The organism is Christiangramia aestuarii (assembly GCF_009735585.1).
Lineage (GTDB): Bacteria > Bacteroidota > Bacteroidia > Flavobacteriales > Flavobacteriaceae > Christiangramia > Christiangramia aestuarii.
Map to the genome: position 1 here is coordinate 68,957 of NZ_VJVW01000001.1, position 26,267 is coordinate 95,223.

18 protein-coding genes are annotated in these 26,267 nt (G+C 41.0%); 11 read left to right on the top strand and 7 right to left on the bottom strand.

The annotated features are described in order from the left end of the window. Nucleotides 1-123: 123 nt before the first annotated feature. From FLP08_RS00320 to FLP08_RS00345, 6 genes are all read left to right on the top strand, one after another. Complete coding sequence (locus tag FLP08_RS00320) at nucleotides 124-531, top strand: DUF2541 family protein (RefSeq protein ID WP_156272875.1); 408 nt, start codon at nucleotides 124-126, stop codon at nucleotides 529-531. Between the two features lie 117 nt (nucleotides 532-648). Next, complete coding sequence (locus tag FLP08_RS00325; RefSeq protein ID WP_156272877.1) at nucleotides 649-1,125, top strand: META domain-containing protein; 477 nt, start codon at nucleotides 649-651, stop codon at nucleotides 1,123-1,125. A 99-nt stretch (nucleotides 1,126-1,224) separates the two neighbouring features. Further along, complete coding sequence (locus FLP08_RS00330) at nucleotides 1,225-2,889, top strand: dipeptidyl-peptidase 3 family protein (RefSeq protein WP_156272879.1); 1,665 nt, start codon at nucleotides 1,225-1,227, stop codon at nucleotides 2,887-2,889. 185 nt (nucleotides 2,890-3,074) lie between these two features. Then, nucleotides 3,075-3,569 (top strand): hypothetical protein, encoded by a 495-nt coding sequence (locus FLP08_RS00335; RefSeq protein WP_156272881.1) that lies wholly within the window; start codon nucleotides 3,075-3,077, stop codon nucleotides 3,567-3,569. After that, nucleotides 3,566-3,970: a hypothetical protein gene (locus tag FLP08_RS00340; protein ID WP_156272883.1), complete on the top strand. Its 405-nt coding sequence runs from the start codon at nucleotides 3,566-3,568 to the stop codon at nucleotides 3,968-3,970. Before FLP08_RS00335 ends, FLP08_RS00340 begins: the two co-directional genes overlap by 4 nt. 86 nt (nucleotides 3,971-4,056) lie before the next feature. Further along, nucleotides 4,057-5,379 carry a DUF5723 family protein gene (locus tag FLP08_RS00345; protein ID WP_156272885.1) on the top strand — a complete coding sequence of 441 codons (1,323 nt, stop codon included), beginning with the start codon at nucleotides 4,057-4,059 and terminating at the stop codon, nucleotides 5,377-5,379. Between the two features lie 57 nt (nucleotides 5,380-5,436). Here the strand turns inward: FLP08_RS00345 and FLP08_RS00350 are convergent, their stop codons facing one another. Next, entirely contained in the window at nucleotides 5,437-6,120 is a 684-nt protein-coding gene (locus tag FLP08_RS00350) for an arylesterase (protein ID WP_156272887.1), read from the bottom strand. Between the two features lie 71 nt (nucleotides 6,121-6,191). Here FLP08_RS00350 and FLP08_RS00355 point away from each other — a divergent pair, with 71 nt between their 5' ends. Next, complete coding sequence (locus tag FLP08_RS00355) at nucleotides 6,192-6,872, top strand: ABC transporter ATP-binding protein (protein WP_156272889.1); 681 nt, start codon at nucleotides 6,192-6,194, stop codon at nucleotides 6,870-6,872. A 2-nt stretch (nucleotides 6,873-6,874) separates the two neighbouring features. Continuing rightward, nucleotides 6,875-9,433 (top strand): ABC transporter permease, encoded by a 2,559-nt coding sequence (locus FLP08_RS00360; RefSeq protein ID WP_238388421.1) that lies wholly within the window; start codon nucleotides 6,875-6,877, stop codon nucleotides 9,431-9,433. A gap of 59 nt (nucleotides 9,434-9,492) precedes the next feature. On the opposite strand, the gene FLP08_RS00365 is transcribed toward FLP08_RS00360, so the two are convergent. Both FLP08_RS00365 and FLP08_RS16450 read right to left on the bottom strand, forming a co-directional pair. Beyond that, nucleotides 9,493-12,309: a MopE-related protein gene (locus FLP08_RS00365; RefSeq protein WP_156272891.1), complete on the bottom strand. Its 2,817-nt coding sequence runs from the start codon at nucleotides 12,307-12,309 to the stop codon at nucleotides 9,493-9,495. Between the two features lie 368 nt (nucleotides 12,310-12,677). Then, nucleotides 12,678-17,690 carry a GEVED domain-containing protein gene (locus FLP08_RS16450; RefSeq protein ID WP_156272893.1) on the bottom strand — a complete coding sequence of 1,671 codons (5,013 nt, stop codon included), beginning with the start codon at nucleotides 17,688-17,690 and terminating at the stop codon, nucleotides 12,678-12,680. A gap of 304 nt (nucleotides 17,691-17,994) precedes the next feature. Here FLP08_RS16450 and FLP08_RS00375 point away from each other — a divergent pair, with 304 nt between their 5' ends. Beyond that, complete coding sequence (locus tag FLP08_RS00375; protein ID WP_156272894.1) at nucleotides 17,995-19,041, top strand: helix-turn-helix transcriptional regulator; 1,047 nt, start codon at nucleotides 17,995-17,997, stop codon at nucleotides 19,039-19,041. Nucleotides 19,042-19,068: 27 nt separating this feature from the next. On the opposite strand, the gene wrbA is transcribed toward FLP08_RS00375, so the two are convergent. Beyond that, nucleotides 19,069-19,671, bottom strand: a complete 603-nt coding sequence (gene wrbA, locus FLP08_RS00380) for an NAD(P)H:quinone oxidoreductase (protein ID WP_156272896.1) — start codon at nucleotides 19,669-19,671, stop codon at nucleotides 19,069-19,071. A 440-nt stretch (nucleotides 19,672-20,111) separates the two neighbouring features. Between wrbA and FLP08_RS00385 the strand changes: the two genes are divergently transcribed. Then, the gene (locus FLP08_RS00385; protein WP_156272898.1) at nucleotides 20,112-22,262 is read left to right on the top strand and encodes a M3 family metallopeptidase; all 2,151 of its coding nucleotides are present in this window, start codon (nucleotides 20,112-20,114) and stop codon (nucleotides 22,260-22,262) included. A gap of 58 nt (nucleotides 22,263-22,320) precedes the next feature. Then, nucleotides 22,321-22,893, top strand: coding sequence for a pseudouridine synthase (locus FLP08_RS00390; protein ID WP_156272900.1), 573 nt, complete (start codon nucleotides 22,321-22,323; stop codon nucleotides 22,891-22,893). Here FLP08_RS00390 and FLP08_RS00395 read toward each other — a convergent pair. The 3 genes from FLP08_RS00395 to FLP08_RS00405 all read right to left on the bottom strand — a co-directional run bounded on the left by FLP08_RS00395 (nucleotide 22,890) and on the right by FLP08_RS00405 (nucleotide 26,267). Further along, nucleotides 22,890-23,447, bottom strand: a complete 558-nt coding sequence (locus FLP08_RS00395) for a biliverdin-producing heme oxygenase (protein WP_238388422.1) — start codon at nucleotides 23,445-23,447, stop codon at nucleotides 22,890-22,892. The two genes, FLP08_RS00390 and FLP08_RS00395, sit on opposite strands and share 4 nt — an antisense overlap. After that, nucleotides 23,422-23,988, bottom strand: a complete 567-nt coding sequence (locus FLP08_RS00400; RefSeq protein ID WP_156272902.1) for a response regulator — start codon at nucleotides 23,986-23,988, stop codon at nucleotides 23,422-23,424. Before FLP08_RS00400 ends, FLP08_RS00395 begins: the two co-directional genes overlap by 26 nt. A gap of 68 nt (nucleotides 23,989-24,056) precedes the next feature. Further along, nucleotides 24,057-26,267 carry an ATP-binding protein gene (locus tag FLP08_RS00405; protein WP_156272904.1) on the bottom strand — a complete coding sequence of 737 codons (2,211 nt, stop codon included), beginning with the start codon at nucleotides 26,265-26,267 and terminating at the stop codon, nucleotides 24,057-24,059.

Genomic DNA, 26,267 nt, shown 5'->3' on the forward strand with positions numbered 1-26,267 from the left:
TCAAAATCCTCAACAAGAAGACTTTTCTTTTTTTTAGTTAAACCTGAATTAATCAGGAGCATTCATCCAGCTTAATTGACTATTTTTAAGACACTTACATCATATCATTCAAACTTGTACATTATGAAATATCTAATCATTTTAATATTCTTAACCGGCTTTTCAGGAATTGCCCAGAACGATAACTGGAAAAAACTGGCTGAAAAGAATGTGGCTTTTAAGGGAGAAACAGACAAGGTGACCCTTACCGGAAACGAACGAACCGTAGATAAGATCAAAATCAAATGTGTCCAGGGTACCGTTCAATTAAAAAAAATAAAGATCGTCATGGAAGGCGGGAAGGAAAAAGAATATGACGCTCGCGGCGTGGGTATACTTACCAAAGGCATGTCTTCTACTGCATTTGCAGTTCCAGACAAGGATGACAAGGTGAAGCGCATCGAACTTGATTATGATTCCAAGGGCAACGTGGTACTTACAAAAAGGGCGAAGGTGGAAATCCTGGGTAAGAAAGACCGGGATGAAGATTAATTAATGAAGAAAAAAACCTGGTAAATTTAAGAAATTCCGAAATTTTCAGGAAAATCACAAGGCTCATTGAATCTGGTCCAATTACTGTAAATTACCATAATATCTAAATCATACCGAATGAAAAGTTTATTCATCATTGGCCTTCTCCTTGCCGGGCTCATTTCTTTTTCCTGTAAGGAAAACGGGGAATCAAAACCTAAAGAAGAACAAAAGCTTATGACCTCATCACAAAAAGCAAAGCTTATTAATGGTCGCTGGGAAGTGAATTATTTAGCGGCCATGCCTAAACCAATGGATTCCCTTTTTCCCAGAATTAAGCCAAGCCTGATCATTGATGCAGATAAGGGGCAGATCTCCGGAACTACTGGTTGTAATAATTTTAGTGGAAAGGTGAGCATTGAAGGCAAGGAGTTTATCCTGGACGAGGCCATCGCTCTCACCAAAAAAATGTGTCCTGATATGACCGGGGAAGAATCCTTTATGAAAACCTTGCAAAGGGTAAATACCTATTCGGTTACAGACCGTGGGCAAACCCTGAATTTAATTACCGGCGATATGGCAGTGATGCGTTTGCAGAGGGTGCAGGAAGATTAGAAAGCCATTCATTTTTATCTTTTTCAGCCTGAGTGAATTCATAAAAATAGTTAAGTAGAAAAGTTTAATTTTATATCTACTTAATTAAAAACCAACAATATGAATAAACTCAGCATCTCTTTATTACTACTTTGTCTCCTGGTCCTTGGCAGCTGTAAGGATAATAAACAAGAAGATAACAAACCTGAATCTAAGGATACCTCAATGGTAAGCGATGATAAGGACATCAGCAAACTGGTAAACCAGTACGCAGAGGTCAGGTTAGAAAGCGACCTCTCAGGCCTTTCTGAAAATCAGAAAAAAATGATTCCCCTGCTTATCGAAGTAGCCAAAATCACAGATGACCTGTTCTGGTACCAGGCTTTTGGCGGGCAGGATAGCCTGATGCCTAAACTTCAGGATATGACTTCGGAATATGTGAATATTAATTACGGGCCCTGGGACAGGCTGAACAACCTTGAACCATTTATAAAAGAATATGGCCCAAAACCACAGGCGGCGAACTTTTACCCGGCAGACATGACCAAAGAGGGGTTCAATAATGCCGATTTAGAAAACAAGCAAAGTCTCTACACCTTCATTCGCCGGGATGAAAACTCGAAACTTAAAGCAGTCTGGTATCACGAAATGTTTCCGGAAAAGCTGAAAAAAGCTTCAGACCTCCTCAAACAAGCGGCAGAAATGGCGGAAGATCCCGGTTTCAAAAAATATCTTAACCTGAGAGCCGAGGCTTTCCTTAGTGATAAATATTATGAAAGTGATGTGGCCTGGATGCAAATGAAGAACAATTCCATAGACATGGTCACCGGCCCTATAGAGACCTATGAAGACCGCCTTTTCGGTTTCAAAGCAGCCTACGAATCTTATGTGCTTATTAAAGATAAAGAATGGAGCGAGCGCCTGGCCAGGTATGTTTCTTTCCTGCCGATGCTACAGTCAGAACTTCCGGTAGATGCCAAATACAAAAAGGACAGCCCGGGAACCGAATCGGATCTGAACGCTTACGACGTGGTCTATTATGCCGGCGATTGCAATGCAGGCAGTAAGACCATTGCCATTAACCTGCCTAATGATGAAAAGGTACAGGCCGAATATGGTAGTCGCAGGCTGCAATTAAAAAATGCCATGAAGGCTAAATATGACAAGATCCTGATCCCTATTTCTGAAAACCTGATTGTACCGGAACAGCGGAAAAATATAAGTTTTAATGCCTTTTTTGCCAATACCATGTTTCATGAGGTAGCCCATGGCCTGGGGATAAAGAATACGATTAACGGGAAAGGTACCGTGAGAGAAGCTCTTAAAGAACATGCCGGCGCCCTGGAAGAAGGAAAGGCAGACGTTCTGGGGATCTATATGATCACCAAGCTTCATGACAAAGGTGAATTGAAAGATGTGGAACTAAAAGATTATTATGTAACCTTCCTGGCAAGTATTTTCCGCTCCATTCGTTTTGGCGCTTCCAGTGCTCACGGAAAGGCGAATATGGTAAGGTTTAATTATTTCAGGGACAAAGGTGCTTTCACTCAAAACGGAGAAGGATTATATAAAGTTGATGAAGCAAGGTTCAGGGAAGCCATAGATGCGCTTTCTAACGACATCCTGGTTTTGCAGGGTGATGGCGATTATGAAGGCACGGGCAGATTATTAAATGAATCTGGACAGATCGACGCCGATCTGCAAACCTCCCTGGATAAGCTATCAGAAAAGAATATTCCAGTGGATATAGTCTTTGAGCAGGGCACCTCTGTTTTAGGCCTGTAAAACATAGGCCGGGAATCTTTCCCGGCCTTTTTCTTTCCCAACAGAAAGAACTTTTCTTTCAGGTATTCCCATAATTTTGACCCATTTTTGCAGGGCATTTAGTATCCTAAAATTAACAAACAGTTCTGCGAAGTTTCATTAAAAAGATCCCGGTAAGCATATTGCTGCTCCTACACCTTTCTTTCTTGGGGATAGCCATTCTGGAAAACTGGCCTACTCCTATCTCCGTTTTTTTGCTGGTGACGATCCTATTCCTTGTGGCCCTATTCTATGCGGCCAATTTCAAATCTGAAAAAAGCGAATTGAAATTCGAAGATCTCATCCTGGTAATATTTACCGGAATTGGTGCACTTGTTACTTACTGGCTTAATGTGAGTTTAGACATCGGAGTGGTACTTGCTGCGGGAATAACAGGCTTATTTAGTTCATTCCTACCTTTCATTAACCGAAGATCTGATATACTCCGGGAACTTCCTGTAGCCGTTTACTGCGGGGCCTTTGCTGGAATGACCTCTCCGCTGGTCGCAGGAGGTTATGGTTTTATAATGGCCGCAGGTTTGTTTAGCGGTTTGCTGCTGGTAATCTCAAAAAGTACCCTAAATGGTTTTGGCGGTAAACTGGGAAGCATAGCCTTTGGTGGAGTTTGCCTGGTTTCCTTACTAATTTACCTGGCCTCATGATAGATATTACGGTCATATTAATATCAGGAATTTTATTTGCCCTGCTCACATTCTATTTGAACAATAGATTACAATTGGGAGGTGTAATGGCCTCAGCAGGAGTTTCGGTGTTAACCGCCGCCTTCTTCCATTTTTTTCCTGAGCTTTTGAATGCGGAACTTACTAATACGATCCCGGTAATAGCCATGGGAGCATCGTTCATCGGTATGGCCAGTTCCAGAATCATCAAAAAGTACTGGATCATTGGTGTGGCCGGCCTCTTCTTTTCTTTTATTTTTTTGGTTACCGGGACCTTTTTTGAAGGTTTTGGCGGAAGCCTGGGAACAACGGCAGCAATCTCCCTGGCTGCTGTTTGCGGAATTTTTCAGCTAGGAAAAATCCCTGCTTTATTCAAAAACTGATAATCTGATCTACAAATATACCCTGCGCTGGGTATTTACTTCCCTTTCCCTGATAGTTAAATTTATAAAAGTTTAATAATCAGATAATGAAGAAGGTACTTTTTGTTTGTTTGCTGCTCATTGTGGGAAGTCTAAGCGCAAACGCCCAGTCCTATATTGGGCATAGTATAGACAATTACAGCGGGGTGCACGGTATAATCTTAAATCCCTCCTCGGTAGTGGATAGCAGAATGCGTACCGATATCAATATCAACTCCATTAGCGTTTTCGGCGGAAGTGATTATTTTGCGATAGACTTTTCAAGTATTAGTGATTTTGATGATGGTTTTAATTTTGATGAGTACCTGCAGAAATATCCTGAACAAGACAACAATTTCTTCCTGAATGTGGATATACTGGGTCCTTCCTTTATGTTCAACCTGTCTCCAAAGCATAGTTTAGGGATTACTACCCGGGTGCGGACATTCCTTAACTTAAACAGCATCAATGGTACACTTTACGAAAGTCTTTCTGATGACTTCGATGATTCGGAAGATTTTGATTTTGAAATGAGAGATTTTACAGGCACCGTGCATGCCTGGGGAGAATTCGGTCTTACTTACGGGAGAATCCTTCTGGATAAAGAAACCCATTTCCTTAAAGGGGGTATCACCCTGAAATATCTTCTGGGAGCTGGTACGGTCTTCGCAGATACTCCGCAATTGAGTGGCAACTATGATGCCGCCAATCATCTTTTATCTACCACGGGAACATTGAACTATGGTATGTCTACTGGTTTTGATACAAATGAGATAGACTTCGAAAATACAACTTCCGGTTTTGGTGGAGACATTGGTTTCACCTATGAATACAGGAATGATAGCGGCCTGGATTCCCTGTCGAAAAAAGATAATAAGTATAAATTCAAATTAGGTCTTTCCATAACCGACCTTGGAAAAATCTCCTACGATGAGACCACGCTTACTACATATGATATGAATAATAGCGTAGATACCGATAATTTTAATAATAATTCTATTGAAAATGACCTGGAAGAAAATTACGAGGGAACCGAGCAGGTTATTACCAGTAAGATAAACCTACCCACTGCCATACACTTCGTGGCAGATTATAATTTCACCCGGCGTGTTTATTTAAGTTTGAATGGTTCCTTCTCAATGATCGCAAGCGATAAGGAAGCCTCGAACAGGCTTATAAATACCATAACCTTAACGCCAAGGTTTGAAACCAGGATCTTTAGTTTTTACCTGCCGGTTGGGATACGGCAGCATAATGGCTTGTCTGCCGGCGCGGGGTTCAGGATTGGGCCACTAACCGTGGGCTCAGCATCGCTAATCACCAATCTTTTGTCTGATTCCAGTAAGACCACGGATTTATATTTTGGACTTAAAGTGCCCATTTACCAGTAAAACTCATCCTTTGGTTTGCTAATATTCACCAGAAAAGGCATCTTCTACAGGTGCCTTTTATTTTTTTACAATATCATCCAGTACCTGCCATACATTATTGGCCAAAATCTCCTGTCCTTCTGCAGTTGGATGTATGCCATCTTCCTGGTTGAGTTCAGGATCGCCGGCTACACCCTCAAGTAGAAATGGTACCAGGTGTACATCATTTTTTTCAGCAAGTTCCGGGAAGATATTCCTGAACTCGGTGGTATAATCCTGCCCCATATTCGGTGGGATCTGCATGCCTGCTAGGATGATCTCGATATCCGGGTTCTTCTTTCTTACAAAATCAATGATCTCCTGCAAATTATTCCTGGTTTCTTCCAAAGGAATACCGCGTAAACCATCATTGGCTCCAAGCTCCAGTATAAAAATATCCACGTTTTGTTTAAGCACCCAGTCTATTCTGTTTTTACCCCCAGAGGTTGTTTCACCGCTCAGGCCGGCATTCACCACCTGGTAGGAAAATCCTAAAGAGTCTATTTTCTCCTGAATGATGGCCGGGAAAGCTTCTTCCTGTTCCAGGCCATAACCGGCGGTTAGGCTGTCCCCAAAGAAAAGAATCACTTTTTTCTTTTCTCCAACTTCATTGGTAGCCGTATCCTGGGTGTTTTCTTCAGCTTCTTCTTTTTTCGAAGAATTCGCACAGGAAGTAAGGAACAGGAACATAAACAATGATAAAAACAATGTGAAGCTTCTCATGGTTCAGTAGATTTTATTGAAATCATTTCTTTATTTTGTTTGTATTGATAAAGAAACCTAAAAGTAATAAGATGGCAAAAATATTAAGCGTTCAAAACCTGAAGAAAAGCTACCACAGCGGTTCCAAGGAACTTACAGTGCTGGAGGATATCAGTTTTGATATTCAGGAAAGAGAAACTTTTGCCATAGTGGGGCCTTCGGGCAGTGGGAAAACCACGCTTTTAGGACTGTGTGCCGGCCTGGACCAGCCGGATTCGGGTAGCATCGAACTTTGTGGGACTCTTATTAATGGACTTAACGAAGACCAGCGGGCAATCTTGAGGAATAAGAAAGTAGGTTTCGTTTTCCAGGATTTCCAGCTTATCCCGACGCTTACTGCCCTAGAAAATGTTTCGGTCCCCCTGGAATTGAGAGGAGATAAAAATGCAGTTAAGGAGGCTAAGGTCCTTTTGGAGAAGGTTGGCCTGGGAGACAGGATACACCACTACCCTTCTCAACTGTCTGGTGGCGAACAGCAACGTGTTGCTCTTGCCCGTGCCTTTAGCAACCGCCCGGAAATACTCTTTGCCGACGAGCCCACAGGAAACCTGGATGAAGAAACCGGAAAAAAAGTGGTCGAGCTGCTTATCGAATTAAATGAAGAATCTGGTACTACCCTGGTTATTGTTACCCATGATATGGAACTGGCCAGGAAGACACAGCGCATTTTAAGGCTGAAAGGTGGTAAAGTTATGGAAACCCTAAATGTTTAAACATGCCAGATACTAATTCTCGAAACTCTTCAAAGGCAGGTACTGGCTGGCTTTTAAAAATGGCCATCCGGGATGGGAAGGCCAGCAGCAAGAAACTGGCCCTTTTCATGGCCTCCATTGTATTAGGGATCGCCGCGGTAGTCTCCATTCAATCCTTCAGCAACAATCTGAAAGAAAATATAGCCCTTCAGTCAAAATCCCTGATGGGTGCAGATTATATCATAGACAGTGATCAGGAACCCAACGAAAAGGTTTTATCCATCATGGATTCCCTTGGCGGTCCGGATGCCCGCGAGATCAGTTTTGCTTCCATGGCAGCATTTCCCGGGAAAGAAGTAACAAAACTGGTAAGGGTTCGCGGCATTGAAGGAAATTTTCCATTTTATGGAGAGATAGAAACCGAACCTGCGGCTGCAGCAAGGGATTACCAGCAGAAAGGTGCTGCCTTGCTGGATGCCACGGTAATGCTGCAACTAGGTATTGTACCTGGAGATGAGATCAAAATAGGTAAAGTGACCCTTCCGGTTGCAGGGGCCTTGAAATCGGTTCCGGGAAGCTCTTCGCTTTTCAGTTCTATAGCCCCACCGGTTATTATCCCACATTCATTTATTGAAAAAACGGGCCTTGTTCAGGTAGGAAGCCGGATAGGCTACAACTATTATTTCACCGCAGAGCCGGGATTGGACCTTGAGAAATTTGACCAAAAACTGGATCCCGTCCTTGACGCAAACAAAGCCGACCTGGACACCCATAAATCTACCAGCGAGCGCCTGGGAAGACGTTATGAGAATTTCGGGAAATTCCTGAACCTGGTAGCTTTCATTGCCCTGCTTCTTGGCTGTATAGGTATTGCCAGCGCCATCCATATATATATCAAAGAGAAACTTCGCTCAATTGCGGTTCTTAAGTGTCTGGGGGCCACAAAAAAGCAAAGTTTTCTTATCTACCTTATCCAAATTGCGATGATAGGCCTTATCGGCGGTATAGCCGGAACCCTTTTGGGGCTTGGCCTGCAGCAATTATTCCCGTTATTACTTGAGGATATCCTGCCGGTAGATGTACAAATTTCATTCGATTTCAGGGTTATTTTTTTGGGAATCTTACTGGGAATTCTAATGTCTGTACTATTTGCCCTGTATCCACTTATGGGCACCCTTTATGTCTCTCCCTTACATACCCTCAGGGCGCAGGACAATGAAAGCAGAAGAACCGGTCTCTCGGGATTCCTGGTATTGGCCGGTATCTTTTTGTTTATTTTCCTATTCGCCTTCTGGCTTCTGGAAGACTGGAAATACTCCATATTTTTCGTGCTGGGGATCATCATTAGTTTTTCCCTACTTGCCGGGGTTGCTAACCTCTTTATGAAGGCGATCAAAAAATATTTCCCGAACAGCTGGGGTTTTATTCCGCGGCAGAGCCTATTAAATCTTTTTAGGCCACAGAACCAGACTTTGATCCTCGTCCTCGCTATTGGGATAGGTACTTTCCTTATTAGCACCCTATATTTTACCAAAGACCTATTGCTAGCCCAGGCATCACTGGACGAACAGGCTAAAAGCCCTAATATGATCCTGCTGGATGTTCAAACAGATCAACAGCTAGCAGTAGCCGAAACCATTAAAGAACAGGAATTACCGGTCCTGGAAAATATCCCGATCGTAAGTATGCGGGTGGAAAGCCTGAAAGGAAGGCCTGTTTCAGAGATCAGGGAAGATTCTACTTCCCAAGTAAACGGCTGGATCCTGCAACATGAATTCAGGACCACCTACCGGGATAGCCTAATCTCATCAGAAGTATTGGAAGAGGGAGAATGGACAGCTTCAAATCCAGGGACCGGACCTGTTCCCATTTCGGTAAGCAATAATTTTGCTGAAGACGCCCAGGTTAAGGTGGGTGACGAGGTAAGTTTTAATGTGCAGGGAGTTTTACTGAACACTGTGGTGCAAAGCATCAGGGCGGTGGACTGGAGTAGGATGCAACTTAATTTTTCCATTGTGTTCCCTACCGGCGTACTGGAAGAGGCACCACAATTTCGCGTACTCACTACCAAGGTGCCCAACGAGAAAACCTCTGCGCTGTTGCAGCAAAGCCTGGTACAGAGCTTCCCTAATCTTACCATCATTGATCTGCGCCAGGTATTGACTCTAATAGAAAAGATTCTCAACAAAATCTCCTGGCTTATTAACTTTATGGCCTTCTTCAGTATACTTACAGGTATAATTGTCTTAATAGGTGCTGTGCGTACCAGTAAATATCAACGGATAAGAGAAAGCGTTCTCCTGCGAACCCTGGGAGCCAAAAGTGAACAGATCTTGAAGATCCTTGCCCTTGAATACCTCTACCTGGGAATATTAGGCGCATTGTCGGGAATTTTATTATCCCTAATAAGCAGCCAGCTTTTAGGCTATTTCGTTTTTGAAACAAGCTTTGTCCCATCCTGGGTGCCCTTCCTGGTCCTGCTGCCCGGAATAATTCTCCTGGTCATGGGGATAGGCCTTGGAAACAGCTTGGGTGTGATCATGAGTCCGCCGCTGGTTGTTTTGAGGAAGCAAATGAGTTAATAATAAAAGCCTGGTCAATATTGACCAAGCTTTCAGTTAAGTAATAAAAAGTTAAGCCTCTATTTTATAAACTGAATTTGGTGATTGACCCCGTTTATTTCAGCGTTTAATATGTAAACTCCTTCTAGCCAAGAAGAATGATCAATCTCCACCGTTATTTCATTTGTTGGTGCTGGAACCTCCCTACTTTCCTGATAGACCATGTTACCCGAAGTTGAGTAGATTTTCACTTCAAGAATTCCTGCTGAAATAGGTTGAGTAAAAAACAATCTAATTCTATCATCAGCAATAGGATTTGGAGAAATAATAAGGTCTGAAGTAGCAGTGCTTAAAATGGTCTTTGCCCCAGAACATTCAATTCCAGAAGCATTCTGACTTATACTTGTTTCCAAACCATTGCTATCATTCCAATATACTACGATTTGGGTTTTACCTTTACTAATGGTGCCACTAACAACTTCGATACTTTCTGCCGGTGTTAGTGAGAAACTGCCGGATGATGCTCCTGTTGAAGAAGATTTTCTTAATTCCCATCTACCATCAACATTACAACTGGATAGGTTAGTGATTTCCCAATAAACGTTCGAATTAGTTGAACAGACTTCAGATACCTGAAGTTGATCGCTACCCTGACAAGCGGAAATAGGTCCGTCTGTTCCATCACAATCCTGATCAATTCCGTCTACAGAATCATCCAAAGCACCAGGAAAAACCAAAGAATTAGAATCATCACAATCGGTATTATCCCTGACATAACCATTTGGCTGTAAACAATCTTCAATCGAAATTGAAGGATCTCCATAGCCATCGGTATCGCTATCTAAATACCAGACTTCCAAAGCGCCTATTTCCGCATCTGTATCGTCACAATCGTCGGAATTTGAAACAAAACCTTCAGGAGCAGAACATTCCTGAATGCTATTAGCCAGGTCTCCAAGTCCGTCGCCATCAACATCGGCATAAAATACTTCAGGTATACAGGCTTCACTCCCCGTGACAGCGATTTCAGCACTAAATTCTGAAGTGTTGCCATTAGCATCGGTTGCGGTGGAGAGGATTAGATCTCCTGAATTTAATTGATGATCCGCCATAAGTTCAAAGCTTTTAACTAATGATTTTTTACCTTTAGGAAGATCAGATTCGTTTAATTGAAATTCACCAATATATTTTTTGCCCTGCCTGTTTCCGTCACTTTTAAACAACTGAATTTTAATTGGGTATGCTGAGTAGGCCGGATCGCTTTCAAATTTCAATTCAATATTCATAAGATTTGAAGAAAAATCGGCTACAATGAGATCAGGATAATTTTGAAGATTGTTAGGGCCATCATCAGCATCCCTAATATCGTTTTCGGTTATATTATCCTCACCGAGATCTATACCAAATCCATTATTAAAAACACTGTTCTGTGAAATTTGATTATTAGTCACTTTAATCGAATTTACCATGGATATCGCTTTGGCATTATAAGCAATGTAGTTCTGTTCATCAGGTGACTCGCCACCTATTTTATTATCATATCCGTCAATTCGAATACCTGATTGCTTATTCCCAAGCGCATCCTTCCCAATATTTAATCCTATATAGTTACTTACGATGAAATTATTATTAGCTTGATTCCAGATATTAATACCATTACCTGAATTACCGGAAATTACATTATCTGATATTCGGTTATTATAACATCCCCGTCCATAGATCTCAAGGCCTTCTCTATTCGGAATACTAAAGATACCATCTTCATCAGTCCCTATAAAGTTGTATTGGATCAAATTATTTTCTGCTGGGGAATTAATCGATTCCGAATATAAGTGAATAGCTACATCATTACCAGAAATAAGGTTTTTGCTTCCAGCTTCTCCAATTATATTATTTGTATTAGTAATTCCTATACCGTATAAATTCGGCACTGCTAAATCTTTAGTTTTGTTCAGCCCCACAACGTTATTGATAACCGTATTGTTTTTCCCAATTATATGTAAGCCAACATTATTCCCGGAAATTAAATTTCCATCAATAATATTATTATAAGAAGGATATGATACTCCGATTCCCGTCCGATTATTAAGAGTAGTAATTCCATCAATACCAATTCCTACATAATTTCCCCGAACCTCGCTTTCACCGCTTTTATAACCAAAGAAAATACTGGTTCGCCAGCTACCACCAACCACGTTAGCTTCATCCGGGTTATTTCCTCCAATGAGATTGTTCTGAGAGTCATTGAAACCATCTTCACTACCAAATATAATCCCAAACGCATTTTGGAATGGAGTTAAGCCATCTGCTTGAACTCCAATAAAATTTGATTGAATGGTATGACTTCCGGAATTAACGGCCTGAATTCCAATTCCCAGATAATATTCAGCTACTTCACCATTATTATCTTCAATTAATAATCCGAATCCTCCGATTACAAAACCTTTTATCGAACTACCAGAACTGTTACCTGTAAGAAGGAAACCCTGAGGAATTAATTCCCTGGGCTGGTCTTGATCCCATTTTATCAATTCAAGGTTCTTACCACTCAAAACGATCTTAGGAGTGGACCAGGTATACCCTGGCTGAGTAGTTGCATCCAATAAAATAGTTTCCGTAATAGGAGGTAAATTCTCCACCAAAGAAATAGTTTTAATTCCTTCTCCAGGAATATTGAAAAAAATATTATCCGGCTCTTTCGTTTTATTAGCATTTTCGATCGCAGCTCTAAGGGTACAATTTCCATTTACATCTGCACAGAGATTATCTTCCAGGTCAAAATCTGGAAAATCTTCCGTGCTCGTAACGGTATATGTTGCCTGTGCATTTAACTCGAAACCTAATAGCGGAATTAGTAGGATCGAAAAAAAAATTAAAAATTTGTAAAGTTTCCCCATGACGATTATTTTTTAATTAATTACAGTTAAGTTCAAACGTTTAGGGATAAAATAATATGCTGTAATATAAATTATAACTTCTTAGCAATCAAGGGGGAAAACACCCTATTTATCTGATATATAGAAGTTTACGCTTTATTCAAGTTTTTATACAGTAAATTCATCAGAATCCTAAAGGCTTAATAACCAGAATTATAATTTGGTATTCATGGAAAAGAGGAATATCAAAAAGGATAATTCAAAAAGGAATTATTAGTTAAACAGTTTTCGCAGATCAAAAACTCCGCTATTACTTAAAAAGGATATAGTTATTTTTATAATCATAGCCCAATCAATAAAGATTAGGCTATGATTATTAATCCAGATTGCTACTTCAATAGCTTTATTTGATATTCCTGTGATTCACTTTTTGCTCTTAGAACATATACTCCCTGTTCCCAACCGCTATGATCCAGAGGCCAATAATACTCACCTCCATCTTTACTCACTTCAAGCTTTATCGTATCTAATTGACGACCATAAAGATCATATACACGTATAGTAAATAATTCATCAATTCCTCTATCAGAGAATTTCAACCATAACCCATCTGGCTCTAAGGGATTCGGCGAAACCGTTAACTGATAGGATGTAGAGGATAATGATAAAGTTGATTTTGTGTAACAGCCAGTAGATGTCATGGTTCTCTTTTTCTCTTTTCCTTTACTATCTTTCCAATAAATAACAACCTGGGTTATTCCCTTAGGATTATTGGGGCTATAGAAATAGTTATCTCCTGGTAAAGCAAAGAAAGAGCCTATACCATCAGCATTTTTATACTTCCTAACCTGCCAGTTTATTAGAACAGTACAGGAGGCAGGGTTATTGACTAGCCAACGACTCATATTTTCCTTATCTGAACATACTTCCATAATGTTCAAAACATCGGTACCGATACAATCCAAAGGAGTATCCTCCCCATCACAATCTTGATCTATACCATCTCCACGAACCTCAAAAGCTCCAGGATAAATTGTATCTTCTGAGTCATTACAATCGGAATTATTCAGGCTAAAACCGAATCCTGGATCTATACAGTATTTTTCTCCCGCATCATTTTGATCACCGTAGCCGTCAAAATCATTATCTACGTAGTAAGTAACAGTCGCCGCACCAACATTAACATTTAAGGGATCACAATCGTCCTCATCCAAGACCCCATCATTATCATCATCTGTATCGCATGCGTCACCAAATCCATCACCATCAAAATCTTCCTGTGAAGGATTAGGAGTATTGATGCAATTATCTTGATCATCTAAGATACCATCTTGATCTGAGTCGGTTTCCTCTGTAGTATCACAAACATCCCCAATTCCATCCCCATCGGCATCAGCCTGAGTTGGATTGGCATCTGCTGGACAGTTATCACAACCATCAGGTACACTATCTCCATCTGTGTCGATTCTATCATCAAAGCCTAAACATATATCACAGCCGTCAGGGATACTATCTCCATCGGYATCAGMAAGATCATCAGATCCAGGACAGAGGTCATTACAATCTGGAATACCATCACCATCACTATCAGTATCTGATACACCACAACCACAAGTACCAGSATCGGTTTTGTTACCATCATTTGGACAATCATCACAGCCATCAGGTACACCATCCCCATCGGCATCAGCAAGATCATCARATCCAGGACAGAGGTCACAAGAATTTCCTACACCATCCTGATCATCATCAAGTTGATTAAAATTTGAAATTTCAGGACAATTGTCACAAACATCACCAAGTAAATCTTCATCAATATCAGATTGATCTGGATTTGCGGTATTAGGACAATTATCCCCAGCTGTTAAAGAATAACTTCCCTGCGGTTGTTCACAGCTTACAACATTTGTTTGTGATTCATTAATTCCAAAGCCATCACTATCCAGATCCAGATACCAAACTGTATTCGGATTTATTTCAAAATTATCATCATTACAATCAGTATTGTTAGGACTCCAGCCTTCACCGGGATCGCTGCAGAAAGAAGTACCTAAGTCATTAATATCCCCAAAGCTATCTCCATCACTGTCCGTATAATAAAGAGTAGGAGTTTCGCAAGACTCGATTAGATTTACAGTATAGTCTTCTACCTCGCCAGAATAATTACTATACACTCCACAGGGTTGCGGAACCCCCGCAGCGTTTATTCCACTTACCCGCATTAATCTTTTACCGGTAACCGCATCCTGCGGAATCAATATATCTAAAGAGTATGGATTTGAAGCAATTACTTCTGCCACAACTTGCTCATCCGGTAAATCAAAAACACCATTTCGATTAAAATCAATATAAACGCCATAACTTAAACCTGAATTGGTGGTAGTCTCTCTTTCAATTGTTAAGGTATAAGTATTCCCTATTTGCACACTCGTCTCCAAATTGGTGAAATCTGAATATCCGCCATTTTCATTCGTTGAGGAATTATTCAAAGTATTGAACTCAACTCTGCTTATATAAACATTCTCTGCCGATCCTATACTTGAATCACAATATTCTAGAATACCTGTAGTGAAAGTTAAAGTGCTACTGAATGCAGAGGGACTCCCAGAGCATATCGATCTTATTTGTGCTTCATACTCTGTAAGTTCATCAAGATTTTTAATCTCATAAGACGGCTCTAATAGGTTTGACACAGATACCCACTGAGAATCGCCTACTGGTCTATATCGAAGTTCGTAGTAGTCAATTCCTGTTTGTGTATCCCACCAAGTAGTTACAATTATTCCATTTATACTTGAAACAACAAAATTTGTTGGTATTTCACCTGCCGTACACGGTGTCGGCTCAACAAGATTAACAGAATAATCTTCGACCTGGCCATAGGTTGAATCTCCACAAGGTGTGGTATTTGGACCATCACTAGCATCATGCAGCCTTATTCGCATCGTAGTTTTACCAAGTGATGCTGTCGCAGGTATGGTTATACTACCCTCCCAGGGAGAGACTTTAAGAGAGGTTACTAATACCTCTTCTCCAACATCTACAAAATCCCCATCCTGATTAAAGTCAATCCATACCAGTACTTGATCCGATGAATATGATTGACCATCGAAAGAAGCTGAAAAATTATAGGTAGCTCCCAATTCAACATCTGTAATACTATTGGTGAAATCTTCATAACCAGAGGTAGATGAAAATGTATTATTTATGGTATTAAAACTAACATTCGAGATTTTTTCAAATTGGGTACTGGTTGCTCCTGCATCACAATAACTAATATCTGTAGTGAATTGCAAGATACTTGAATAAGCGGTAGGAGTTTCAGAACAAATACTTCGCACCTGAACCTCATAGTCTGTTGTATCATTTAATCCAGTTATTTGTTGAAAGGGGAATACAATATTTGAAATCGTAGTCCAATTAGTTTCTCCTAATTCCCGATATTGAAGTTCATAATAGTCCACTCCAGATTCGGGATTCCAGGAAATGGTAGCCCCACTTTCGCTTATATCCTGCGCGGTTAAGTTTTGTGGAATGGAATTACTATCGCAGGGAATTCCTTCCCCTAACTGAATGGTATAATCTTCTACCTCACCTATGGCAAAAAATCCGCAGGGGTCTAGGTTACCTGGAATCCATTCTGGATCGCTGCCCGAACTCGTTTTATAATAACGAATTCTCATACGTTTTTCCCCGGCAGAGTAGCCTAATGGTGCAGTAATATTAACGGAATGTTCAGCAATACCTGGATCGGAGTGATATTCCAACTCACTTGAGTCGAAAATTTTATCATTGTTCCAGTCTATCCATACTGCCAAATAAGCTGAGGAAGAAGCACCAACTATAACAGCTGTTAAGGTTTGGGTATCCCCAGGATCTATACAAGTTGCCAAAGAAGAAAGATCGGAATAAAAACTTCCGATTGAACTATGATTTATATCTCCCATGGACACATTAGAAATGTAGTCTACGTTTTGACCAACAAGTTGCTGTTCTCCGGCCAAACAATATTGAATAGCATCACTATATCTAGAAACCTCATGCTTCATTTCTAATAAAGTACGGGCATTGTCTGCTTTAACTGGATCACCAATCAGATCACCCTCAGGGTCATCACTTTCTGGAGTACCTGTATAAGTTATGGATGGATCTGATAAAAAGGGTATAACGGGCCCAGGTAGACCATCGGAATAGGTCATGATGGTTCTAAAATCTCCTCCTGCTGTACCAGTTTCCTGATCCCTATAACCACTAGACCAGGTATTTTCGGGCCAATCAATCCAATTGGTAGGCCCGGGAAAAGAAGCTTGTTCATAATAATGATCTGCCCCCATATTATGTGAAAGTTCATGGATAAAAGTATATATAGAATTTGCATTTCTAACTTTAACATTAGAGAAGCCTTTTTGAGGTTGACCATAACGTGAAGTACATAGGTTGGCAATACCACCAATACCATCCCCGGTCAAATCAGTAAACATAGATACTAGATCAGCATTATATGTTTTACGTAAATCATGTACCTCATTTATCGAGTTCGGACCTGTATCTGTACTACTTCGTAGAGCACTAAGATCTGTACCTGCACTAACTTCTGTATAATCTACTTGAGTAGAATGAACCAGTTGAAAAAGAATTCCAAGTGAATTATTAGTAGAAATTTCGTTGGCTTGAGTGATGGCAGATGCGATGGTGATATCTATACCTCCATCATTTGAGTCGGCCCAGGCTTTAGCTGCCGGAGTATAAACAACCAAGACATCAATAATAGCGGGATCGGAAGTATTGGGTAGGGTAAGGCAGGTTTCCGTTGGATCTACCAGTTTTTGAAAATCCTGAATTTTTTCACTAGATTTTATTGAAGTCTTATAATCAAATCCTGTATTTCCGCATTTCTGGTCTTCAATATTCTCTACATCAATTTCGATCAAATATGCTTCCTGACTGTTTCGTTTTTTTCTAGTAGCATATTTTTCATCCAAGGTTGGTATATCAACGGTAACAAAGTATGAATCCTCAGAAATACTAATGATGGCATAGGCATACTTATAATTTATTAATTTTAAAGTTAGGCTTGTAACGCCATTTACATCTGTGCTCTTTTTTTCTATAACAGCAGTGAAGTTTTTATTTTTAAACAATCCTAATTGAATTTCATCACCTACAGATAATCTCGAATGATTTTTTATTTCAGGATTCAGTATAAAAGGGCGAGCCCTTTTAGCCATTTTTAAAATGGGTAAATTATTTGGTGGCCCAACATTAATTTCATCCGAAATTTGAGAACCCGGAGCATTTAAATTTATCGGAGCTTGTGCAAACAATCCTAATCCAACAAAATAAAAAATTAGGACTAATAGTTTTTGGGGGCTAATACGGAAAAAAGAGTAAAAAGAATTCATATGGCCAGGTTTTTAATCAGTCAGAAAAATTTTCGTGGTAAAGGTTTTAAAGCAACAAACCTTGCGGTAGAAAAAGGGATAATTTCAGGTAAGGGTAACCCCTAGCCGGGAAAGCAGATTAATGATAAACAATATATATTCAATTATTGGAATTCTCTATAAGGGTTTTCCCTTAATCCGGCAGAACCTTCTCCGGTTACAGCTAAATTTTTTGATTTAGTATAAGTTTAACTCTCCTTTTTATGCAAAAGTTTAGAGCTAACCGTATTTTTATGAGGTTTAACACCAATTAATCGACCAGAAGATGAATACCTACCATTTAGATCTAAATGATGTAGATGACATTATACCTGAACTAGCCAACCATTTTGGCACCATTTATACCGAACACCTTGGAGAGTTTAACCTTAATATTCCTGCCTCAAAAGGAGAAGGCAACATTAAGGTGATAAATTTTCCCAACGGGATAGGACTTCACACCTACCATGTAAAATTCAAGGATGATACTCAGCTGAGACTTTCCCACCTGCAGGTAAGGCCCATTAGGTTCCTATATTGTGTGGAAGGAAAGATAGACAGTAGTTTTGGACAGTTCGAGGAACGGGAAACCGTCCATGAGCACGAATATTTGATCGCTGCTCCCAAAGACTCAGAAACTCATAATCTACTCATTCCGGAAGAAAAAGAGGTAGTTATTTGTTACCTGGAGATCGACCGATTAAAGTTTCAGCAATATTTCTCTTTTGACCTGAAGGAACTGGAACCTATTTTTTATGAACTTTTCAGCGATACTGAAGCTACTAAAAGGATCTCTGAAAGGGCCAGCTTCAGCCTGAGAACGGCCGAAAGCATTAAGGAAATAAGAAATACTGAGGTTACCGGTTTTCCTCGTATCAATTTCATAGGAGCGAAAGCTCTGGAGATACTCAGCTTTATGCTTACACGTTTTAAAAGGAACGATGAGAACCAGGACAAAAAGCGCCTTAAGGATAAAGACATGAAAGCAATAGAAACCGCCGTGGAATATATTGATGCCAACATTTCCAATACCGGCACTGTGAATGACCTGTCTAAAATCGCCGGCGTGAACACCAATAAACTTCAGGAAGGCTTCCAGGTGATCTTCGGCAAAACGGTTAATGAGTATATAAGGGATATACGCCTTACCAGGGCCCTGAACATCCTCTCCACAGGCAATAAAAACGTGAGCGAGGTAGTGTATGAACTGGGACTTTCCAGCCGAAGTTATTTTTCTAAGATATTCAAGGAAAAGTATGGTATCTCACCTCGTAAGGTCCTTTCCAGAAAACCGATCAGTCAAAAATTAAAAGAGGATAAGGCGGAAAAATAATCCGCCTTTTAGAAGAAAATTCAAATTTTAAGAATTAAGCTTTTTTGCTATTTCGATGGTCCTTTTTACCTGATGGTGAATAGCCTTTTTGCTGTTATCATTCAGTTCTTCACCACCGGCACTAACGCTTACCCCGTAAGGATTACCACCCATCTTAAACATGATCTCATCTGTATATCCAGGAGCAGCCACTATTGCTCCCCAGTGAAACATAGATTTATAAAGGGACAGCAAGGTTGATTCCTGTCCTCCATGTGCGTTTTGCGCGCTGGTCATAGCACTTACCACTTTATTCACCAATTTCCCCTTGCTCCACAGCGGTCCGGTTGCGTCTATAAAGGATTTGAATTGTGAACTAAGGTTTCCATATCGGGTTGGAGAGCTGAATATGATGGCATGTGCCCAATCAAGATCATCCTGCTCTGCTACCGGAATATCTTTGGTGGCCTCGAGGTGTTTTTTCCATTTGTCATTTTGTTCGATCGCTGAATCAGGTGCTGTTTCCCTGATCTTTTTAAACCGAACTTCTACATCCTCATCTTCCGCAGCTTCCCTGGCCCATTCTGCCATTTGGTGGTTGGTGCCGGTTGCGCTATAGTAAATGATCGCTAAATTTAATTTTTTTCCCATTTTGGTTGTTTTTCTTCAATATAAGAAGATTAAAATCGAACATTCATTAAAATTTTTCTAATTTTTATTGAAGAATATCAGAGGTGAAATAAATATTACCATGGAAAAATTTAAAAAAGGGTATTTATCCCCTTACCTACTGCATTACAATTCAGTAATTTAACTGTATCGATTCATCAATAAATGAAAATCTGGTGTTGTTGTTCATCGATCAATTTAATGAACGGTTTTTAGGAGCAATCCTTTATGGACTTTTCTAACAACCTGGGGCGCTTTCGCTCGATTTGAATTAGCCAACCAATACGCCAGATTTTCATTTTTTTCTTTTAAAACTTCCTGTAGAAAATTGGTTTCAACAGGTGTTATTTTCAATTTCCAACTTCATGGAAAAACCCTGAATAGTTCGTATATTCAGGCCCATTATCAAAAAACCAAATTTAATGAACCCTAAAATAAAAAGAGGCCTGAGCGTCTTTGCATTAGTTACGATCGTAGGCTATGCCAATGCTCAGGAAAATGAAAAAAAATCTATGGATAACCCCTTATTAGCTGAATGGACTGGACCTTACGAAGGTGTTCCTGCTTTCGACAAAATGAAAGTAGACCTGGTAAAACCTGCGATAAGAAAAGGAATGGAACTTCACCTGGCCGATATTGAAAAAATAACCAGCAATCCGGAAGCTCCAAACTTTGAAAATACCATCATCCCTTTAGAACTGGCGGGAGAAGAACTGGATCGTGCCTTCACCTATTATGGCATCTACAGCAGCAATATTTCAACTCCCGAATTCAGGGAAGTACAAAAAGAGCTAGCTCCAGAAATTTCGGAATTCCAGTCTAAAATAAACCAGAATGAAAAACTGTTTCAAAGAATAAAGACCGTATACGAGAATTCACAAAAAGAACCACTTTCCGCAGCAAAACAAAGAACCCTGGAGCTTATCTATGAAGATTTTGCCATGCAGGGCGCCAACCTTGATAAGGAAGCCAAGGAGCGGTATGCTGAGATCAACAAGGAACTTTCAGCCCTTTACACCAAATTTTCCAGCAATGTGCTTGCAGATGAGGAAAATTATGTGATCTATCTTGATGAGGATCAGCTGGGCGGACTTCCCGAATCTTATATAAAGTCGGCAGCCCAGGCGGCGGCCGAGCGCGGTAAGGAGGGAAAATATGCTGTTACCAATACGAGATCTTCCATGGATCCTTTCCTTACCTATTCCACAGAAAGGGAATTAAGAGAAAAGGTTTGGAACAACTACTATTCTCGTGGAGACAACGGCGATGAATACGATAATAACGAGATCGTTAAAAAGATCCTCGAATTGCGCGATGAGAGAGTGGAATTGCTGGGTTATGACAATTATGCACAGTGGAGACTTCAGAACAGGATGGCGAAAAATCCGGAGAACGCGATGGACCTGATGATGAAGGTCTGGCCTGCAGCTCTTGCCCGTGTGGAAGAAGAGGTTAAGGACATGCAGGAGATCGCAAATGCCGAGGGAGCCGATATTACTATAAAACCCTGGGATTACAGGTTCTATGCTGAAAAGGTAAGAAAAGAGAAGTATGACCTGGATAGTGAAGAGGTAAAACAATACCTGGAATTAGGAAATCTAACTGAAGCCCTTTTCTTTACTGCCGGGGAATTGTTCAATTTTGAATTTAAACCCGTTGAGGAAGGTAGCGTACCTGTCTTCCATGAAGATGTGAAGGTATGGGAAGTATTCGATAAGAATACCGGAGAGATCGTTGGGCTGTGGTATCTTGATCCTTACGCGAGACAGGGAAAAAGATCTGGTGCCTGGGCGACCACCTATCGCAGTTATTCTGAACTGGAAGGTGAAAAACCGGTGCTGGCCTCCAACAATTCCAATTTCATCGAACCGGCGCCGGGAGAACCTGTACTGGTTTCATGGGATGATGCAGAGACCTTTTTCCATGAATTTGGACATGCCCTGCATTTCCTTTCTGCAGACATTGAATATCCTGCCCTAAATAGCGGGGTTCGCGATTACACCGAATTCCAGTCGCAGTTACTGGAAAGATGGTTATCTACAGATAAGGTGATCAACCAGTTCCTGAGACATTATAAGACCGATGAAGTGATCCCTGACGAACTGGTGAAAAAGATCAAAAAGGCATCCACCTTCAACCAGGGCTTTGCAACTACCGAATTCCTGGCCTCGGCCATTATGGATATGAAATTCCATACTACCGATCCTTCTAAAATAGATCCCGATAGTTTTGAAAGGGAAACCTTTAAGGAACTCAATATGCCAGAGGAGATCGTAATGCGTCACCGTACCCCACATTTTGGACATGTATTTTCAGGCGAAGGCTATGCCACTGGTTACTATGGATATTTGTGGGCAGATGTGCTTACTTCAGATGCTGCAGAAGCTTTTAAAGAAGCTCCTGGTGGTTTTTATGATAAAGAGGTGGCCCGCAAACTAGTGAAATACCTCTTTGCTCCTAGAAACGCAATGGACCCGGCAGAAGCCTATAGAAAGTTCCGCGGAAGGGATGCAGAGATCGACGCCCTGATGCGGGATCGCGGATTCCCAGTTCCGGAAAAAGATATTGAGTAGATCTTAAATACCTCACTAAAATGCCCTGAATTTTCAGGGCATTTTTTATTTTCGGCCCATGCACAGACATTACAAGATCTATAAACCTTACGGATATTTAAGCCAGTTCGTGACCAATCAAAAAAATGCCGGTAAGTTTAAATTGCTGGGAGAACTTTACGATTTTCCTGATGGGGTTATGGCTGTGGGCAGACTGGATAAAGATTCTGAAGGCCTGCTATTGTTAACCACCAATGGAAAGCTGAGCACTAAGATAACTGCCGGGAATAGCGAAAAAGAATATTACGTGCAGGTAGATGGCAGGATCACCGGGGAAGCGATAAATAAATTACAGAAAGGAGTCGAAATAAGTATTTACGGTAAGGCTTATCAAACCCTGGAATGCAAGGTGAAAGAACTTGCAGACAGACCTGTATTTCCTGAAAGGGCAAAAAAAATAAGGGATGAACGCCATGGCCCTACCAGCTGGATAAGCATTAGCCTTACGGAAGGTAAATTCCGCCAGGTCAAGAAAATGACCGCAGCAGTAGGCTTTCCTACCTTACGACTGGTAAGAGTTAGAATAGGAAATGAAGAACTTGAAAATATGGATGCCGGTGAAGTACGGGAATTAACTAAGGTCGACCTTTAAACAGTACCGCTAAGTTCTACCTGGAAGGCGCGCTCAAACAATAAAAATGTTTCTTTGGCCTTAGAGGCAGCAGCATCTATTTCAGCATCGGTAAATTCGCGTGATCGTAAAAATTTAAGATATTCGTTCCAGCCTTTCATACTGTCCCGGGTTCCGCTAAAGAAAACCTGGTCTGGCAATCCGGTAAGCGAATCACAATCCTTGATCTCTTTCCCAATCAGCAGCCCACCCATTGCAGATCCTTCTATCACGTAGGCCGCGCCGATAGCTTCAGCTTCATTGTTACAGGAGAAATCAAGAACTGGTCCCTGGTCTTTCACTCCTAAAACTTCAAGATCGGTGCTGAGCTTGGCAGTTTTTTCAGTTTTTACGGGCAGGTATTTTGCGATCTCTGTTTCCGCCTTTTTATAGGCGATATAATTCTGAAAAAGCAGATTGCGGTATTCTTCCCGGCTTATAGAATGGTCCATGATCTTATTTGCCAGGTTTTCTCCTTCCAGCGCCTTATGCAATTCAGCCGTTTCTTCTCTAAGCCTGGTTAGTATCTTCATCATCTATCTTAAATTGATTTATGGCATTCTTGATCTTCTCGATGTTCTGCTGGTGTTCAGCATTATCTGCATTGATCTTGTCCAGGTAATCATAGATCTGGTTCACCGTGATCTTATTATTGCGGATACGCTCTCTCAGATCGTCGCGCGCCACCATGTTGATAACCACCTTTTTTAATAATGGCTCCAGTTTTTCTGAAAGATAATTCATGTGCTTTTTCAGAATATAGCCAGAAGCTCCGTTCAGAATGGTATTGGCGGCCAATTCCTCATCGTTGATGGTACCCGTGATAAAGATAAAAGCGATATTCTCGTCATGCTCCTTTACCAGGTGCATTACATCAAGGCCGGTACAATTAGGTAAATTATAATCTGAAAGCACCACATCTGGCGCAAAATTCAACAGGATTTCCTTACAGTCATCAAGATTATCTGTCACCTCGATCTCTGGTGACTTCACTACTTTTTTTATCTGTCTTTGGATAAGGTCAGCATCGGTCTCATGGTCCTCTACTAATAATATTCTGAGAGATGTATTGATCATTAGATTAACGAAAGTTAAAAAGGTATACGAAAGTATTACAAAGGCTCCTAACTCACAATTTTTGATTGTTAAACATAAAAATAGAAGGTAGAGCCCATGCCCTTTTCGCTTTCTGCCCAGATCTTTCCGTTATGCTTTTCTATGATCTTTTTCACGATGGCAAGTCCCATCCCGGTTCCCTTAAAATTATCTCCGGAAAATCTTGAAAACAGCTCGAAGATCTCTTCGCTGTATTTTGGATCGAAACCAATGCCGTTATCGCTAACATAATAGGTTGTCCTGTTATCAATGACGGTAGATCCTATTTTTATAACCGGTTTTTCTTCCTTTTCAGAATATTTAAGAGCGTTGGTAATAAGGTTAGACCACACCTGGGTGATCATCCTTTTATCGGCCATCATTCGCGGCAGGTCTTTGTCCAGTTCTATAGAAGTCCTGGGGTAATTTGAATCCATATTAATGGTTTCCAGGATGTCTTCCAGCAGGTGATTTACCGAGAAAATATTCTTGTTGATACTCTCACCGGAAACCCCGGCGAATGAAAGTATATTATCTATCAGCTCCCCCATTTCTTCGGTAGAGCTTAGAATGGTATCCACGGCCTTCTGCCCAGATTTTTCAAGGCTGTGGAAGTGATCTTCCTTAAGGATATGAGCATAACCATTTATTCCCCTAAGTGGTGCTTTAAGATCGTGCGACAGCCCCTGGCTGAACAATTCCAGTTCATCATGGGCTTCCATTAGCTGACGGTTCAGTTTATCGATCTTCAGCTTCTGCTTTTCGAGAATGATACTGCTTAAACTTTCCCTGATGGCATCGGCAGCACTAATCTGGTAATCCATCCAGGCATTGGAAACCCCGGTTAATTCCTGGGTCCACTTTTCAAAGGATTTCCTTGGAGCGATCCTTTGCTTTTCCTCATCGTAACTGGCCTTCTTATCCGGGTTTCCTCCCCAGTTCACTTTCTGGATCACCTCCGGCCTGAACCATAAAAGAAAATCCTTATTGCTTCTTCCCAGCTTGATGCTTAATATTCCTGAGGCAGTATCGATATATTCAATGGCCGGCGGATAGAATTTAGAAAGGCTTTTGGTAAAATAAACCGTCTCCTCACGCTGAGCCAGGAAATCCAGACACAGGCTTTTCACCTGCTCTTTTGAAGGAGTTTTTCCAATTACGCGCAGTTTTCCATTCAGGAACAATGCTCCTCCTTCACAATCCATCAGCTCGGTAAAAAGGACCTTTTTATCGGTAAGCCCTTTTTTGATCTTTCCGTCTACCTCGATTTGGTTGACCAGGTCGTCCCTGATCTTGCCCCATTCTTCAAGCTTATTAATATACCTGTTGGTCTCCTTAAGACTCAGTTCGTTGGAAAAGATCTGGGTAAGGAATTCACAGGTCTGCCTGTGGTAATAATCGATGATCTTCGCAGAATAGTGGTGACAGGCCAGTAATCCCCATAACTTACCATTACTGATAAGCGCAGCGGTTAAAGAAGCACCTACCTTCATATTCTGCAGGTATTCTATATGTATGGGAGAAACTCCCCGAAGTTCAGACCTTGAAAGGTCCAGTGGTTCCCCGTTGATAGGAGAAATTTCCGGAACGATAGGTACCGGGTTGTAATTAACATCCCCAATGATCCTTACTTTATGTTTTAAAAAGAGTTCCCGGGATTGTTTCGGGATATCACTGGCAGGATAATGCAATCCCAGCCAGCTTTCAAATTTATCGTCCTTTTCTTCGGCGATGACCTCGCCATTCCATTCCTCGTCGAACTTATAGACCATTACCCGATCATAGCCGAAGATCTTCCTCGTGATCCTTGCCGCATCTGCACAAAGATCTTCCGGTGTCTTTGAAGCCGAAAGATTGTTCAGAATGTTTGAAAGCTCCCTTTGATATTTGAATGCATTCCTGGTCTCTTTGGCCGGTTCAAAGTCTATGATAAGGCTTTCCCCAGAAATATGGGGAATCGCGATAAACTGAATATTATTGATCTCTACCTGGCTCACTTCTGGCATTTGCCTGAAGGTGTCAAGCCCTTTAAGCGTAGAAGAAAAGCTTTCCGGCACCAGATAACTAATTGGTTTACCAAGCAATTCCTCATATGCTATTCCGAAGAATTCACCCGCGTTCTCACCTATCTGGGTGATCTCAAGTGAATTCTTATCACATGCCACTATCACTCCATGAGCCTGGGACTTACCAATGATATGAATAGGTTCTTTATCGCAATTGGAGATGTCTACTTTATCGGGATAACTGGTTTGGGGCAT